This is a genomic window from Caldimonas mangrovi, from assembly GCF_023721835.1.
GTDB lineage: Bacteria > Pseudomonadota > Gammaproteobacteria > Burkholderiales > Burkholderiaceae_C > Caldimonas > Caldimonas mangrovi.
In genome coordinates this window covers 13,243-27,655 of the sequence record NZ_JAMKFE010000012.1, presented here as the reverse complement: position 1 = coordinate 27,655, position 14,413 = coordinate 13,243, and the positions used below count along the sequence as shown (strand labels likewise).

Here is a 14,413-nt window from a genome sequence, read left to right as displayed (position 1 = left end):
TCGTCCATGCGCGCGCACATCTGGTTCGACCGGCGCGGCCGCTACGGCAGGCTGCGGCACTCTGCGGTCTGTGCGGCGGCCACCGTGCTGCTGCTGGCGCTCGCGGCGTGGCTGGGGTGGTTCCCGGTCGCCGGGCCGGATGTCGCGCATCTTGACGGCGCGGTGGCGTACCACCCCCCTCGTGCTGACGGGCATGTCACCGTGTCCCGGGTCGACCGGCCCGCAGGCATCGAGGCGCAACGGGTTCGCAACCTGGAGGCGCGCACCTTGAACGACCCGGGCGGCCCCGGTGCCGAGGCCCACGATGACGTCGAACCCGGCGCCGTGCCGGGCACGGCCGGTGGCCGGCCGGGGAAGGACGGACAGGACGCTGCACGCGCCATCGGGCCGACGGCGTTGCGCAACGAACGGGTGGCGGACGACGAGGAAGGTCCTGCCCGCTGGACGCCGCGGCTGACGGACACGTGGCATGTGCAACTGACGGGCATCGTGCAGATGCACGGCGGGGTGGATGTCTACGTCGTCGACCTCTTCGACGTGCCTCAAGCGACCCTGCAGATGTTGCGTGCCGCTCGCAAGCACGTCGTGTGCATGTTCTCGGCCGGTGTGGCCGAGAGCTGGCGGCCCGACTACGGGCGCTTCCTTCCTGCCGATGTCGGCGCTCCGGTGGCAGAGGGGCCGGGCGAATGGTGGCTCGACACGCGCTCTGCCAACGTGCGCGAAATCATGAAGGCGCGGCTGGACCATGCGGTCGCCCGCGGCTGCGACGCTGTGGGGCTGGATGCGGCGGATGGCTACACCAACAGCCCCGGCCTCGAGCTGAATGCGCTCACGCAACTCGACTTCAACCGCTTCATGGCCTTGCACGCTGCGTCGAAAGGTCTGGCCGTCGGCCTGAAGAACGACGTCGAGCAGCTCATGCAACTGGAACCGCACTTCGACTTCGCCATCAACGAGCAGTGCCACGAGTACGACGAATGCCTCGGCTACGACGCCTTCGTCGCGTCGGACAAACCCGTCTTCAACGTCGAGTACGACGCACGCTATGTGATCGACGCCGCTGCCCGTGCCGGCCTGTGCGCCCGTGCACGCGCCGCGCAACTGCGCACCCTCGTGCTGCCTCATGCGCTTGATGGCAGCTTCAGGTTCAGCTGTGACGCGGCGATGCCTTGACAGGCGGCTGGCGGTTCGTTCAGTGGTCGCAACTGAAACGGTAGCTGCCATCCAGCGCGAGCGGTAGCACCAGGGTGCGCATGTTGAGCCTGCGTGCCGCGGCACACAGGGTGTCTCGCGCACCCCCGGTGTTGTTTCGATACTTGGCGGCGTACTCGGCGTTGAGCACCGGCTTGTTCCTCGACGTGAAGGAGGCGTAGCCGGCGCACTCGTTGTACTGATGGCACTGTTCGTTGACCGCAAAGTCGAAATGAGGCTCCAGTGCCGCCAGCTGGTCCACGTCGTTCTTCAAGCCGATCGCCAGGCCGCGCCGGTGCGCTTCGTCCGCAAGAAAGCGGTTGTAGTCGATCTGGTGCTGCGCGCTGAGCGGAAAGCCGGTGCGGTTGGTGTAGCCGTCCACATTGTCGGGCTCGACGCCGTCGCAGCCTTTCGATTTGGCCAGGTCGAGGCGTGCCGCCATGATGCTGCGCACGTTCGCGGAGCGTATGTCGATCCAGTGCTCGCCCGGCCACTCGTCCATCGCAAGGCCCTTGTCCGCGCTGCTGAACTTCCGGTAGTCGTCGCGCCAGTCCTCGGAGCTGCCGGCCGAGAAGTAGCAGACCACCTTGTGCCCGGCACTTTTCAGCTGCTGCATCGTCGCGGTGCTGACGTTGAACAGGTCGATGTCATAGATCGTGGCGGCCACGTTCGTCTTCAGGTCGCCGCTGAGCTGCCAGTGCCAGCTGGTGGTCGCGGCCGGCTTCCACCAACTGCCCGGCGTGGGTGTCGGCGTGGGGTCCGGCGTCGGTGTCGGCACCGTGACGACAGGAAGCTTGTAGGACTGCCTCGTGTTGCCGGCGGAGCAACTGCCCATCGAGAAGGCCGCGGTGTTCAACGCCCGGGGCGCCGTCAGGCACAGGCCGCTGCGCATGCCCTTGATCATCACCATCGAGCCCGTCGGCAATGTTTCAAGCCCGAACTGCTGCTCGGCGGTGCCGTCGCATTCGCCCAGCTCGACGAAAGCGCCGGCCATGCTGCCGGTGGCCGCGATGCACAGCCCGGTCGAGACGTTCTTGATCAGGTACACGTCGGTGCCGGAGGCGACGGGAACAAACCTGAACTGCTGCCGGTTCGTGGACGAGCAGTTGGCGAGCTTGATGTCCCAGGTGGACGAGACCGCTTCGGTACAGGCACCGAGCGAGTTGGCGATGATGGGTGCGGTGGTGGTGGTCAGCCTCGCGAGCGCCTGCAGGCTGGCGCGGCCTTGCTCGTCGGCGGAAGCGACATCCGCGGACCTCGCGGCGCTCGCGCCGCCGTCTCCCCCGCCGCCGCAGGCGGCAAGCAACACGGTGCTGGCACAGATTGCCGCTGCGGCAGCGGCGGCCGGTTTGCGCCGGGCCAGTGCCGGTGTTCCGAAAGGCATGTGTCGCTCTTGCATGGCTTCGCTCCTCGCCCGCAGCGGGCATGTGGTGTGGATCGCTGGACGGTTTTGCCGGGCCGAGGCCGCGGCCGGCCGGATGACGTGGCGCATGTTGGCATTCGAAGCTGATGTGGAGCTGATGCGGCATCGAGAAGAAGCCGCCCGGTGCGCGTTCGTGGCGCCATGCTGCTGTGGTCGTCGGGCTTCGGGCGCTATGCGGTGCGCCATTTTCCGGTCCTGGCACGCCCGCGTTGACGGCAGACCCGGATAGCTACGGCTCGACCAAGGCGTCGACGAGCGCCTGTATCGCCGGCCGACCCGCGGCCTGCCCGCTCGTGCAGATCATCAGCTTGCGCCTGGCCCAGGCATCCTGGAGCGCAACGATGCGCACCTGAGCGCCGCGCCAGCGCGCTGCGGCGCTGAGCGGCATGACGGCCACGCCGACGCCGCAGGCGACGATCTGCGCGACCGCATCGAAACTGGCGACCCGAACGCGGTGCTGCGGCATGCGCCCGCTGCGGCGTGCCTGCTGCAGCAGGAAGCGGCTCAGGCCGCTGTCAGCGCTGAGTCCTACGAACGGCCGTTCGAGCAAAGCCGCAAAGGGCATCGAGCGCGCCGCTCCCATGGCGGCACCTCGCGGCAGCAGTGCCACCAGCCGGTCGTCGAGCCAGGGCCGTGCGATCAGGCCGCCCGTGTCGACATGGTCCGCGACGATGCCGACGTCGCCCACGCCGCGGCGCAGTGCGTCGAGCACCGCGTCACTCGGCAATTCCTGCAATTCGATGTCGATCTCGGCATGCTGCTCGAGAAAGCGCCCGAGACGCTGCGGCAGGGCTTCCGAGAGCGCCGCCGTGTTCGACATCAGACGCACCGTGCCGCGCAGTCCGCTCGCAAAGCGCGCCATTTCGACATGCAGCGCTTCCAGGCCCGCCAGCACTTCGCCGGCATGCTGCGCCAACGCGCGTCCGGCGCGGGTGGGTGTCGCACCGGTTTTCGACCGCTCGAGCAGCTTCGCGCCGACCAGGTCTTCCAGTGCTTTCAAGCGTGCGCTCGCCGCCGCGAGCGACAGACCGACCGTCTTGGCGGCGGCAGTGATGGTGCCGAGCTCCAGCACTACCGTATACAGGCGGAGGTCGAACGGGTCGACACGGTAGTCGACAGGGCGGCGTGAGGAGGACATCGGCATCCTTCGGGTTGGCCGAAGGATATGCGCGGATCATCGAGATCGACAAGCAGACCGGTCGGCGCAGAAGATGCGCTGATGGACTTCCTCAATGCGTTCGGTATTGCTGTCGTGTTCGCGCTGGCCGGCTGCGTCAAGGGCATCACCGGAATGGGGCTGCCCACGGTGGCGGTCAGCCTGCTCGGCTTGTGGCTTCCGCCGGTACAGGCCGCCGCGCTGCTGATCGTGCCGTCGCTGGCGACCAATCTCGCGCAGTGCCGCGGGCCGCATGCGCGCGTGCTGGTTGCGGCCTTGTGGCCTGCATGGGGCTGTCTGGCGCTGGTCACGTCGCTCGCGCCGGCCGCCGGCGCCGGCGGGGCCGGCCCGGATGCCCGCGCCTTGCTGGGCCTCACGCTGGTGCTGTACGGCGTCTGGGGTTTGTGGCGGCCGAGCCTGCCCGACCTGGCTCGGCACAGGCGGTGGGCCGGGCCTTGCGCCGGCGTGCTCACCGGGCTGGTTGCCGCGTCCACCGCGGTGTTCGTGATGCCTTTGGTGCCCTACCTGCAGGCACTGCGTCTGCAGAAGGACGTGCTGGTGCAGGCGCTGGGCCTGTCGTTCACCGTCGCGACCCTCGCACTGGCGGTGCGAGTGGGTGCCGCTCCCGAGGTGTCGCTCCTGTCGCCCGGAGCGGCGGTGGCGCTTCTTGCCGCATGTGCCGGGCTGGCGTGCGGCAATTGCCTGCGTTCCCGCCTCAGCGGAACGGCGTTCCAGCGCGCACTGTTCGTGACGTTCGCGGCTCTCGGCATTGCCAACCTGATGCGGTTGTCATGAGCCCTGCACGGCAGCTCGAGACCACGGCCGCGCTGCTGGAGCGCGCCTACCGGATGGCGCTGCTGCTGCAGGAAAGGTGCATGCAGGAGCCCGGCGCTGCCGGGGAAGCCGGCTTTGCAGCATCCGCTCTCGCCACGGAGGTGGTTGCGCTGCTCGACGATGCGCGCGTCGCGTTGCTCGCAGAAGCGGCCCCGAGGGCGTGACCTGCGGGCTTGCCTGCCCGCTTCACTGTGGCAGCAGCTTCAAGCCGACCACGCCACCGGCGATCAGGCCCAGGCAGACGAGCCGCGCGGGAGCGGCGCTTTCGCCGAACAGCGCGATGCCGGCCACCGCCACGCAGACGCTGCCGACGCCGACCCAGACGGCGTAGGCGGTGCCTGCCGGCAGGTGCTTCAGCGCGACGGTCAGCATCGTCAGGCTGACGATGGCGACGGTCACGCCCAGCAGGCTCGGCCACAGCACCGTGAAGCCGTGCGAGCGCTTGAGGGCCAGTGCCCACACGGCTTCGAGCGCTCCGGCCGTCAGCAGCAGGGCCCAGGCCAGGCCGTCGGCCTGCAGCCTCACGCGTTGTGCCCCCCGTCGACCGTGATCGACGCGCCGGTGACGAAGCGGCCGCCGTCTCCGGCGAGGAAAGCCACCATCGCGGCCACTTCCTCTGCTTGTCCGAAGCGGCCCAGCGCCAGCAACCCCCGCTGCGCATCGGCATGTTCGCTGTCGGCCGGATTCATGTCGGTGTCTACCGGGCCCGGGTGCACCACATTGGCCGTGATGCCGCGCGGCCCGAGGTCGCGCGCAATGCCCTTGGTGAAGCCGGTCAGCGCCGACTTGCTCATGGCGTAGAGGCTCATGCCGGCTCCCGGAACGCGCTCGGCCAGACAGCTTCCGATCGAGATCACGCGGCCGCCGGCCGGCATGTGCTGCAGCGCCGCCCGCGTGGCCACCACCGGCGCCGCGACGTGCACTGCCAGCAACTGGTCGAGGTCGGCCAGGTCCACCGCGCCGATCTCGCCGGTGAGGAAGATGCCGGCGTTGTGGACCAGCACGTCGATGCGGCCGAACGCTGCCGCGGTTTGCGCCACCGCGGCTTCCAGCGCGCCGCGGTCGGCACTGTCGGCGGCGATCGCGAGGGCACGGCGGCCGTGCGCCTCGATCTGCGCGCTGACTCGCTCGGCGTCCGCTCTTGCGCTGCGATAGGTGAAGGCCACGTCGGCGCCGTCGGCGGCCAGCCGGCACGCGATGGCCGCGCCGATGCCCCGGCTGCCACCGGTGACCAGGGCTGTCTTGTGGGTCAGGTTCGTCATGTAAGCTCCATTTCGATAAGGGTCGATACAGAATAGAGGCCGCGCCCCGTTTCGAGCGGGCGCGATTTTTTCGACCACCCATACAGAAAGGACGCCCCTTGGCACCGAGAGGCAGGCCGCGCAGCTTCGACCGCGACGAGGCGCTGGAGCGCGCGATGCGCGTGTTCTGGGAACGCGGCTACGAAGGCACATCGATCCGCGACCTGCTGGACGCCATGGGCGTGAGCCCGCCGAGCCTGTACGCGGCGTTTCGCTCGAAGGAAAGCCTGTTCCGCGAAGCAGTGGAACGCTACGAACGCGTCGAGGGCGTCGTCACCGCACGTGCGCTCACCGACGAGCCGACCGCACGCGCGGCGATCGAAGTGATGCTGCGCGGCAACGCCGACGCCTACGCCGACCCTGCCAAGCCGAGCGGCTGCATGACGGTGCTGAGCGCGACGGTGGGCATGCCGGTGCATGCGCCGGTGCGCGACTTCCTGCGCGAACTGCGCCTGAGGTCGCAAGATGCCATCCAGCACCGGCTCGAGTGCGGCGTGGCCGAGGGCGACCTGCCGTCAGGTGTCGACACTGCGACGCTGGCGATGTTCTACACCTCGGTGCTGGAGGGCCTGTCGGTCAAGGCGCGCGACGGCGCCAGTCGCGAAGAACTGCACCGTGTGATCGATTGCGCGATGACCGCGTGGGATGCGCTGACGACGGTGCAGCGGCCGGCACAGGTCGGTCGCCGGCCGCGCCCGGTTGAGCGGCCGGCGTAACAGGAAGGCGGCAGGCGCAGGCGATCAGGTCCCTGTCGTCGTGTCGTGCCGAGCGCGTCGGGTCTCTTCGCTGGGTGCGTTTGCGCTCGAACCTGCGAGCTCGCACCGGCATCCGGCAGATGCTCGGGCCGTCGGATCGATGGTGCAGGCCGGGCGGCGACGGCGCATGCGCCATGCCGTCGCGGCGATCGCGGCCAGAGCCGCCGCGCCCAAGGCGGCCCACTGCCATCCGGCCGTCACGCCGAGCACTCCCGACGCCACCACCCCGCCGATCAAGGGCAGTGCGAGGGGAATGGCACAACAGGCGGCGCAGGCGGCACCGACGCCCAGCAGGGCCAGCAAGGGTTTCATCATGGGTCCTCGTCTTCAGGGGTTCAAGGGTGGGCGGCTGCCCGTACACTCGACTGTGAAACCTCAAGTGGCTTGAGATGCAAGGGAAAGTCGATGAAAACCTCGGGCATCGAGGGGCCGGTGACCATCGGCGTGCTGGCCGGGCGCACCGGAGTGAACGTCCCGACGATTCGCTACTACGAAGGGATCGGCCTGATCCCGCCGGCGCAGCGAAGGCCCAGCGGCCATCGGGTCTACGGTCCGGCTGCGCAGCAGTTGCTCACGTTCATCCGCAGTTGCCGGGACTTCGGTTTCTCGATCGAGCAGGTGCGGGCGCTGGTGTCGTTGACCGAAGACGGGGAACGGGACTGCGTCGAGGCGCGTGACATCGCGCAGCGGCATCTCGACGAGGTACGGAACAAGTTGACCGAACTGCATGCACTGGAGCGCAGCCTGGTACGGTTTGTCAGCTCGTGCACCGCGGCGTGTGCCGGGGGGCCGGCGCCGAAATGCACCATCCTGAAGGACCTGGGCAGGGCTGCGGCGGCGACGTCCGCTGAAACCGGCTGTTGCGGCCAGGGGGCGTGAGCTGGAAGACGTCGCGGCTGCAGCCCGGGTGAACTGCGGCTGCAACAGAAGCGGCAGGCAGAGACTCGTCCAGCAGCGCGGTCGGGCAGCAGATCGGCGGCGCCGTTGTCCGCGCAACACGCGCGGCGGCGCGGACGATCCACCGGGCCAAAAAGAAAACCCCGCCCTGCGGGCGGGGTTTTGTCGGCTCGCGCCGTTCAGGGCTTGAGCAGCACCGGCTCCAGGCCCAGCGTGATCTCACGGGACGCCGGCAGTGCCGCCGAGGTGTCCTGCAGGTTCACCATGCTCGACGCCTTCCAACCGGCAGGCAGTTGCACGCGCTGCCCTTCCTGGGTGGACCACAGCACGTAGTGGTACTCGGTGCCGCGGTTCAGCTTGAACATGTACACCTGCTGGTTCACCGCGTAGGCGTCGACCAGGCGGGCGCCGCGCATCCAGCGCACCATGGTCGAGTAGGCCTTGGCCGCTTCGGTCGGCGTGCGGAAGTCGGACTCGACCAGCCGGGCCAGTTTCGAGGTGCTTTCCCAGAAGTAGTAGTTGAAGTTGCTCACGCCCTTGGCCCACATCATCATCAGTGCCCGCGCGGTGGTGGAGCGGATCTGCTCGGGCGACGGCTGGAACGTGCTGCAGGTGTAGATGAGTGAATCGCAACCCGGCGCGCCTTCGGTGTTCCACAGCGGCTTGTTGCCCACGCCATAGTTCGTCATCATCTGCCGCACGTTGCCGATCACCGGGCCGATCTTCTCCGGCGAGGTGTCGAAGTACCAATGGAAGCCGATGATGTCCACGTGTGCGCCGCCGCCTTGGGCCAGGAAGTTGTTCAGGAAGGCCATGCCCTGGCCGGCCGTCACGCCGGGCGAGACCAGCTTGTTGTTCGGGTCGGCGGCCTTCAGTTCTTCCTTGGCGATGCGTGCCATTTCCACCATCTGCGCCATGGTGCCGTTGTAATGCGGCGCGTAGTCAGGCTCGTTCCACAGCTCCCAGTACTGGATCTTGCCGGCGTAGCGCTGTGCCAGCGTGCGGACGTAGTCGCGCCAGTCTTCCATGCGCACCGGTGCACCGGCGGCACCATCCCCGTACAGCCCGTGCGCACCCGGCGTGCTGGACGCCCACTGCGGCGTCTGCCCCAGGGTGTACAGGATCGCGGCGCCAGGGTCGTTGCGCTTGATGTAGGTGACCATCATGTCCAGGCGCTTGCCGCCCGGCTCGGTGCCGGTGAAGGTCCACTCGTTGTTGCGCGGCTCGAGGTCACGCCAGGTCGTGCCGGTGTTCCACATGCGCACCACGTGGTGGCCGAGCTGCGGGTAGTTCTGGTGCCAGCCGAACTTGTTGACGTGCATGCCGAACAGCGTGTCGGGGATCGGCTGCTGGCTGAAGGGCGCCATCTCGTTGTACTGCAGCTCGTCGATCGCGACGTCGTCGATCCACAGGTTGGCGCCCGGGGTCTGCGAAGCGATCCGCAGGGTGCCCTTCACGGTGCCGGGGTAGGCGCCAGTGATCTCGACCTTCTGCCACGAGGTGCCGACCTTGACGGTTTTCACGCCGAACGCGTCCCAGGGCGCTGCATCGCGCCGCATCTGCACCACCACCTCGGCGGGCACGTCGGAGCGGATGTACAAGGTCGAGCGGTAGGTCTTGCCCTTGGAGAAGGCATAGGTATAGGTCAGGTGCACGTCGCCATTGCCCTTGCGCGACATGCGGAATTGTTGCGAGGCTGCGCCCGAACGCACGTACCCGGCACGCGTTTCGCGGCCCACGTAGTAGCCGGGGGTCGGCGTGCCCCAGTAGTTCACTTTCCAGCCGGACGCCGTCGCATTGAAGGCACCGTCCATCGTCGAGGTCACGAGGCGGTTGACTTGCACCGAGCTGCCGCCGCTTTCGGGCAGTGCCAGCACGGTGGTTGCCGACGACACGGCAGCGGCTTGCATCAGCGTCGACGCGTCTTGCGCTTCTGCGTCGGCCAGGCCGGCGAACTCGCCGTCGACGGCGGGCAGGTCGGCCGCTGCGGTCTCGACCGCGACGTCGTCGGCGGCGAGGTCTTCGTCAGTGCCGGTGCCGCCGCCACCGCAGGCCGCCAGCACGGCGGCGAACAGGGCAGTGGTTACGGGCTTCCAGGTGCGAGAGAAAGAAAACATTGCGTGAGTCCTGAGTAGCGTTTTTTTGAGCGCAGTTCTCGACACCTCGGGCCGTAGGGCTTGTCGGTGGATCGAACTGCAAAAAAAGCGGGGGATACGCTCTCAGGCAACGGCATCGAGTGAATCGACGCGACGTAGAACGTGGTGTTCTGCCTGTCCCCGCAAGAGGGGCGGTGACAGACCGTGGTCTGTGCGTTGAGTGCCCCTTGCGATGAACCGAATTCTGCGCAAGCACGGGCCCGAGCAACATCGGCGAGTTTTGGCTCGTGATGTCGGCAGGCGGCCGTCAGGTGTAGGGCATCTTTGGACAGCGGTCCACGCTATGGCGACGATAGGCAAGGGCACCGGCCGGCGCCGGGCGCGGCCGGCCGGGCCTGCGAGGCTGCCGCGCAGGGCCCGCTGCGTCAGCCCGGCCGCCCGTTCTGCCCGGCGTCTCGTGGCGCCAGCAGCTCCCGAATGCGGCGTTCGGTCTCCCGCTCGCCCCCTTCGCCGAAGTGGCGGTAGACGATCCGCCCCTCGCGGTCGATGAGGTAGTGCGCCGGCCAGTAACGGTTGCGATAGGCCGACCAGGTGCGATAGCTGTTGTCCTGGGCGATCGGGTAGGTCAGGCCGTAGCGTCGCACCGCGCCCTGAAGCGCCTCCAACGGGCGTTCGTAGCCGAACTCGGGCGTGTGCACGCCGACGACGACCAGCCCCTGGTTCGCGTACATCCGGTGCCACCGCTCGACATGCGGCACCGTGCGGATGCAGTTCACGCAACCGTGGGTCCAGAAGTCCACCAGCACCACCTTGCCGTGCAGTTGCGCCATCGTCAGCGGTGCGCTGTTGAGCCAATGGTCGATGCCCGCGAATTCCGGAGCCGGCTCTCCGGCGGCCGCCGGCGTGCGGTCGGCTTCGTCCGGTGCGCCGACGTATGGCGCCGCGGCCCATTGCGTGGCCCAGGCGATCGCCTGCACGTCCCAGCGGCCGAGCATCGCCACCCCGACGGCCATCACCATCACGCCGAACACGCGCCGGATCAGTTCCGCATGCCGCAGTACCGGGCGCAGCATCGTCGTCGCGGCTTGCCCGCCATAGGCGATCGCCAGCATCGGCAGCGCGGCGCCGAGCGCATAGGCGGCCAGCAGCGGCGCGGCAGCGGCCGGCGTGTCGGCCGTGGCGACCAGCGCGAGGATGGAGGCGAGCACGGGCCCCGCGCACGGCGTCCACACCGCTCCCAGGCTGGCGCCGAGCACCAGGGCCGCGGCTGCGCCCCGGCCCTGGCCCGGGGGCGCGAGGCGGTGGCCCCAGGCGGCCACCGGCCCCAGCCACAGCGCCACCCGCTCGGTCGCGCGGGGCCACAGCATCAGGGCTCCGGCGGCGACCAGCAGCCCGGCGCCGGCCTGCCGCACGGCATCGTGCGACACCCCGAAGACCTGGGCCGCGGCGCCGAATGCGGACGCAACCAGCACGAACGACAGCACGAAGCCGATGACGATGTACAGCGGTCGCCGTCGGTCGTGCTCGCCGACGGTGGCGCCCAGCAGCAGCGGCAGCATCGGCAGCACGCAGGGGCTGGCCACTGTGGCCGCCCCGGCAGCCGCGGCGAGGGTCCAGTTCAGCATGGAGGGCTCCGTGTCATTGCGCGGCGGGCGGCGGTGCGACGCGCTGCCAGAGCTGCGTGCGGCCGAAGAGCGGCAACCCGACGTAGCCACGCAGCACGAGGTGGCCGGAGGTGCCCAGCGACATCAGGCAGCGGTAGGTCTTGCCGTTTTCCCGGTTGTAGATCTCGCCCCTCCACTCGACCGGCACCGGCGGCCCCCCGTCTTGCACCACGGCCGTCTCGGTGGGCTCGAAGCCGGTCAGCAGCCGCATGCCGAGGGCAGGGCGGGGGTCGGCGGGTTTCATGTCCTCGCCGGGGCGGCTCATCGAGTGGTTGGCGATCACCTTGACGACCGTTCCGCACAGCGCGGCACCGCAAGGGGCGACCTCGACCTCGAAGTTGCCGCTGGCAGTGAGCCAGCTGCCGCGCGGGTCCGGTGCCCCGGGCTGGGCCGAGACGGCGCAGGTGGCCGCGGCCAGCAGGACGGTCAGCGTGAGGGCGGGATGGAGGAGGCGATGGAAGAAGGCAGGCATGGTGAGCTCCAGTGGGACGACGCCTGCATTGCAGCGGGGCCGTGTATCGGCCGTGTGTCCGCTGCGGCGCCGGTGTGCATCGCCGTGTATGCGCCGGCACGCCGGACAAAGTGCGATACAAAGCAGCCGGCGGCCGGCTGCTTCGGCCGCTAAGGTGCCCATCGATGGAAAGACCCGACCACGTATTGCTCGTCGACGACGACCGGCAGTTGCTGGTGCTGCTGCGCGACTACCTGCAAGGCGCGGGCTACCGCGTCAGCACCGCGGCGCATGCGCGCGAGATGCGGCAGGTGCTGGCGCAGGGCGGTGTCGACCTGGTCGTGCTCGACGTGATGTTGCCCGGCGAGGACGGCCTGGCCCTGTGCCGTGACCTGCGCGGCCGTGGCAGCGAGCACCTGCCGGTGTTGATGCTGTCGGCGCGCGGCGAGGAGGCCGACCGGGTGCTGGGGCTGGAAATGGGGGCCGACGACTACCTCGCCAAGCCTTTCGCGACGCGCGAGCTGCTTGCGCGCATCAAGGCCGTGCTGCGTCGCACACGCATGCTGCCGCCCAACCTTCGGCACCGGCCGTCGCCACGAACGCTGTCCTTCGATGGCTGGCAGCTCGACACCACGGCACGCCACCTGCTGGACCCTGCCGGCACGCTGGTGCCGCTGACCGGCGGCGAATACCGCTTGCTGCACGTGTTGCTCGAACAGGCACAGCGCGTGCTCAACCGCGACCAGCTGCTCAACCTCACCCAGGGTCGCGAAGCCGATCCGTTCGACCGCTCGATCGACCTGCTGGTGAGCCGGCTGCGGCAGCGTCTGCGCGACGACGCACGCGAGCCGCGCTACATCAAGACCGTCCGCAACGAGGGCTACGTCTTCTGTGCCGCGGTCGAGGGCGTCGGGGGCGGGCCGTGATGCGCAGCCTGTTCGCGCGCGTCGTCGCGATCCTGCTGGCGGGGCTGGCGGCCGCCTACGGGCTGTCGTACTGGGCGGTGCAGCAGGAAAAGCGGCACCTGGTCGACAGCATGATGTCCGGCTATGTCGCGCGCGACGTGGCCTCGTCGCTGGCCATCCTGGAACGGGTGCCCGCCGATGAGCGCTCCGCATGGCTGCAGCGCCTGGCGCGTCCGAACTACCGATGGGTCCTCGGCGCCCCGGCACCTTCGGGCGCACCGCAGGCCCGTACCGCGCTGACGGCAGACATCGCGTCCACCGTCGGTGCAGATCGCGTGCAGGCCGTCGAAACTCTGCCGGGCGGCGGGTGGGCCATGGCGCTGCGCCTGGCTGACGGCAGCGCGGTCTCCCTGCAACTGCAGCCGCCGGCGCGTGCGGTCACGGCGCGCACGGCCGGCCTGCTGCTGCTTCAACTGCTGATCGTCGGCGCGTGCACCTGGTGGGCCGTGCGCCAGGCCACGCGCCCGCTGGCCCGGCTGGGGCAGGCGGCGCGGTTGCTCGCGCGCGACGCGAACCTGGTGCGGCCGCTGCCGGAAGATGGCCCACGCGAAGTCCGCGAGGCGGCCGCCGCCTTCAACGCGATGCAGCACCGCATCGCCGAACAGATGCGCGAGCGCCTGCACATCCTGGCGGCGGTGTCGCACGACCTGCAGACGCCGATTACACGCATGCGCGTGCGCACCGATCTGCTCGCGGACGCCGCTGCAAGGAGGCGCCTGCAGGCCGACCTGTCTCACATGCAGAGCCTGGTCGAAGAAGGACTGGCCTACGCGCGCACGGCCCACGCGGCCGAAGAGCCGTCGCAGGCGGTCGACCTGCATGCACTGCTCGATACGCTGGTCTGCGACTTCGTCGACGATGGCCACGTGGTGCGCTTCGACGCCGGCAGCGTGGTCACGCTGAACACGCGCCCACTGGCACTGAGGCGCATCGTCTCGAACCTGCTCGACAACGCCGTGAAGCACGCGGGTGCGGCCGAGGTGCGGATGACGATCGAGGCCGCAGCGGTGCACATCACGGTGCTGGACCGAGGCCCCGGCATCCCCGAGGCCCGCCTCGCCGAGATGAAACAACCGTTCCGCCGGCTGGAGGAGTCGCGCAGCCGCGACACCGGCGGCAGCGGCCTCGGGCTGGCGATTGCCGAACGCCTGAGCCACGCGATCGGCGCGGAGCTGCACCTGAAAAACCGGCCCGGCGGCGGCCTCGAAGCGCAGTTGGTGGTTCCGTCGACCGCCGCGGCTGTGCGTCAGTGACCGGCCGCGTAAGGCGTTTCAGGCACCGGCGTCTGAAAGCCCGCGTTGAGCATGTTCCATGTGCGGATGGCACCCACCGCGAAGCTGAGTTCGGCGATCTCGGCGTCGGTGAAGTGGCGCCGCACCTGCTCGAAGTCGGCGTCGCTCGGCGTGCGGTGCGGCACCGCGTTCAGCGCTTCCGCCCAGTTGAGCGCCGCGCGATCACGGTCGCTGAAGAAGCGGTGCGCTTCGCGCCAGCCGGCGACTGCGTTCACATGCCGGGGGTCGACGCCTTCGCGTACCAGCGCGGCCCAGTGCATGTCGATGCAGAAGGCGCAGCCGTTGATCTGCGAGATGCGCAGGTTCACCAGCTCGCGCAGGCGCAGGTCGAGTGCGGACGCGGCCACGTAGGACAGCGTCCCGAGCGCCTTCATGGCTTTGGGTGCGA

General features: G+C 69.3%; 16 protein-coding genes. 7 read left to right on the top strand and 9 right to left on the bottom strand.

What is annotated here, in order from left to right; genetic code table 11:
• The first annotated feature begins 6 nt into the window (after window positions 1-6).
• On the top strand, window positions 7-1,173 hold the full coding sequence (locus tag M8A51_RS18060) for an endo alpha-1,4 polygalactosaminidase (protein WP_251779919.1): 1,167 nt from the start codon (window positions 7-9) through the stop codon (window positions 1,171-1,173).
• A gap of 19 nt (window positions 1,174-1,192) precedes the next feature.
• On the opposite strand, the gene M8A51_RS18055 is transcribed toward M8A51_RS18060, so the two are convergent.
• Together M8A51_RS18055 and M8A51_RS18050 are read right to left on the bottom strand one after the other, a co-directional pair.
• Window positions 1,193-2,590, bottom strand: a complete 1,398-nt coding sequence (locus M8A51_RS18055) for an endo alpha-1,4 polygalactosaminidase (protein WP_251779918.1) — start codon at window positions 2,588-2,590, stop codon at window positions 1,193-1,195.
• 253 nt (window positions 2,591-2,843) lie between these two features.
• Entirely contained in the window at window positions 2,844-3,752 is a 909-nt protein-coding gene (locus tag M8A51_RS18050; protein ID WP_251779917.1) for a LysR family transcriptional regulator, read from the bottom strand.
• Between the two features lie 81 nt (window positions 3,753-3,833).
• On the opposite strand from M8A51_RS18050, the gene M8A51_RS18045 reads away from it, so the two are divergent.
• Window positions 3,834-4,565 carry a sulfite exporter TauE/SafE family protein gene (locus M8A51_RS18045; protein ID WP_251779916.1) on the top strand — a complete coding sequence of 244 codons (732 nt, stop codon included), beginning with the start codon at window positions 3,834-3,836 and terminating at the stop codon, window positions 4,563-4,565.
• Window positions 4,562-4,768: a hypothetical protein gene (locus M8A51_RS18040; protein ID WP_251779915.1), complete on the top strand. Its 207-nt coding sequence runs from the start codon at window positions 4,562-4,564 to the stop codon at window positions 4,766-4,768. Before M8A51_RS18045 ends, M8A51_RS18040 begins: the two co-directional genes overlap by 4 nt.
• Window positions 4,769-4,790: 22 nt before the next feature.
• On the opposite strand, the gene M8A51_RS18035 is transcribed toward M8A51_RS18040, so the two are convergent.
• Window positions 4,791-5,129, bottom strand: a complete 339-nt coding sequence (locus M8A51_RS18035; protein WP_407062251.1) for a DMT family transporter — start codon at window positions 5,127-5,129, stop codon at window positions 4,791-4,793.
• Complete coding sequence (locus M8A51_RS18030; protein WP_251779914.1) at window positions 5,126-5,866, bottom strand: SDR family NAD(P)-dependent oxidoreductase; 741 nt, start codon at window positions 5,864-5,866, stop codon at window positions 5,126-5,128. The genes M8A51_RS18035 and M8A51_RS18030 overlap by 4 nt, the downstream gene beginning before the upstream one ends.
• A 98-nt stretch (window positions 5,867-5,964) precedes the next feature.
• Here M8A51_RS18030 and M8A51_RS18025 point away from each other — a divergent pair, with 98 nt between their 5' ends.
• Window positions 5,965-6,621, top strand: a complete 657-nt coding sequence (locus M8A51_RS18025) for a TetR/AcrR family transcriptional regulator (protein ID WP_251779913.1) — start codon at window positions 5,965-5,967, stop codon at window positions 6,619-6,621.
• A 24-nt stretch (window positions 6,622-6,645) separates the two neighbouring features.
• Here the strand turns inward: M8A51_RS18025 and M8A51_RS18020 are convergent, their stop codons facing one another.
• Entirely contained in the window at window positions 6,646-6,975 is a 330-nt protein-coding gene (locus M8A51_RS18020) for a hypothetical protein (RefSeq protein WP_251779912.1), read from the bottom strand.
• Between the two features lie 90 nt (window positions 6,976-7,065).
• Here M8A51_RS18020 and M8A51_RS18015 point away from each other — a divergent pair, with 90 nt between their 5' ends.
• Window positions 7,066-7,539 (top strand): MerR family transcriptional regulator, encoded by a 474-nt coding sequence (locus tag M8A51_RS18015; RefSeq protein ID WP_251779911.1) that lies wholly within the window; start codon window positions 7,066-7,068, stop codon window positions 7,537-7,539.
• Between the two features lie 197 nt (window positions 7,540-7,736).
• On the opposite strand, the gene M8A51_RS18010 is transcribed toward M8A51_RS18015, so the two are convergent.
• The 3 genes from M8A51_RS18010 to M8A51_RS18000 all read right to left on the bottom strand — a co-directional run bounded on the left by M8A51_RS18010 (window position 7,737) and on the right by M8A51_RS18000 (window position 11,789).
• Window positions 7,737-9,674, bottom strand: coding sequence for a glycosyl hydrolase (locus tag M8A51_RS18010; RefSeq protein ID WP_251779910.1), 1,938 nt, complete (start codon window positions 9,672-9,674; stop codon window positions 7,737-7,739).
• Window positions 9,675-10,078: 404 nt separating this feature from the next.
• Window positions 10,079-11,278, bottom strand: coding sequence for a cytochrome c biogenesis protein/redoxin (locus M8A51_RS18005; RefSeq protein WP_251779909.1), 1,200 nt, complete (start codon window positions 11,276-11,278; stop codon window positions 10,079-10,081).
• Between the two features lie 13 nt (window positions 11,279-11,291).
• Window positions 11,292-11,789 carry a DUF2147 domain-containing protein gene (locus M8A51_RS18000; RefSeq protein WP_251779908.1) on the bottom strand — a complete coding sequence of 166 codons (498 nt, stop codon included), beginning with the start codon at window positions 11,787-11,789 and terminating at the stop codon, window positions 11,292-11,294.
• A 164-nt stretch (window positions 11,790-11,953) separates the two neighbouring features.
• Between M8A51_RS18000 and M8A51_RS17995 the strand changes: the two genes are divergently transcribed.
• Window positions 11,954-12,694, top strand: coding sequence for a response regulator (locus tag M8A51_RS17995; protein WP_251779907.1), 741 nt, complete (start codon window positions 11,954-11,956; stop codon window positions 12,692-12,694).
• Window positions 12,694-13,986: an ATP-binding protein gene (locus tag M8A51_RS17990; RefSeq protein WP_251779906.1), complete on the top strand. Its 1,293-nt coding sequence runs from the start codon at window positions 12,694-12,696 to the stop codon at window positions 13,984-13,986. The genes M8A51_RS17995 and M8A51_RS17990 overlap by 1 nt, the downstream gene beginning before the upstream one ends.
• Here the strand turns inward: M8A51_RS17990 and M8A51_RS17985 are convergent.
• Complete coding sequence (locus M8A51_RS17985) at window positions 13,980-14,399, bottom strand: carboxymuconolactone decarboxylase family protein (RefSeq protein ID WP_251780054.1); 420 nt, start codon at window positions 14,397-14,399, stop codon at window positions 13,980-13,982. The genes M8A51_RS17990 and M8A51_RS17985 overlap by 7 nt on opposite strands.
• Window positions 14,400-14,413 lie beyond the last annotated feature (14 nt).

Coding starts and splice junctions, on each gene's coding strand:
- M8A51_RS18030 (WP_251779914.1), bottom strand. CDS start 5,866: ATGACGAACCTGACCCACAAGACAGCCCTGGTCACCGGTGGCAGCCGG.
- M8A51_RS18015 (WP_251779911.1), top strand. CDS start 7,066: ATGAAAACCTCGGGCATCGAGGGGCCGGTGACCATCGGCGTGCTGGCC.
- M8A51_RS18010 (WP_251779910.1), bottom strand. CDS start 9,674: ATGTTTTCTTTCTCTCGCACCTGGAAGCCCGTAACCACTGCCCTGTTC.
- M8A51_RS17985 (WP_251780054.1), bottom strand. CDS start 14,399: ATGAAGGCGCTCGGGACGCTGTCCTACGTGGCCGCGTCCGCACTCGAC.
- M8A51_RS18060 (WP_251779919.1), top strand. CDS start 7: ATGCGCGCGCACATCTGGTTCGACCGGCGCGGCCGCTACGGCAGGCTG.
- M8A51_RS18005 (WP_251779909.1), bottom strand. CDS start 11,278: ATGCTGAACTGGACCCTCGCCGCGGCTGCCGGGGCGGCCACAGTGGCC.
- M8A51_RS17990 (WP_251779906.1), top strand. CDS start 12,694: ATGCGCAGCCTGTTCGCGCGCGTCGTCGCGATCCTGCTGGCGGGGCTG.
- M8A51_RS18000 (WP_251779908.1), bottom strand. CDS start 11,789: ATGCCTGCCTTCTTCCATCGCCTCCTCCATCCCGCCCTCACGCTGACC.
- M8A51_RS17995 (WP_251779907.1), top strand. CDS start 11,954: ATGGAAAGACCCGACCACGTATTGCTCGTCGACGACGACCGGCAGTTG.
- M8A51_RS18040 (WP_251779915.1), top strand. CDS start 4,562: ATGAGCCCTGCACGGCAGCTCGAGACCACGGCCGCGCTGCTGGAGCGC.
- M8A51_RS18045 (WP_251779916.1), top strand. CDS start 3,834: ATGGACTTCCTCAATGCGTTCGGTATTGCTGTCGTGTTCGCGCTGGCC.
- M8A51_RS18055 (WP_251779918.1), bottom strand. CDS start 2,590: ATGCAAGAGCGACACATGCCTTTCGGAACACCGGCACTGGCCCGGCGC.
- M8A51_RS18050 (WP_251779917.1), bottom strand. CDS start 3,752: ATGTCCTCCTCACGCCGCCCTGTCGACTACCGTGTCGACCCGTTCGAC.
- M8A51_RS18020 (WP_251779912.1), bottom strand. CDS start 6,975: ATGATGAAACCCTTGCTGGCCCTGCTGGGCGTCGGTGCCGCCTGCGCC.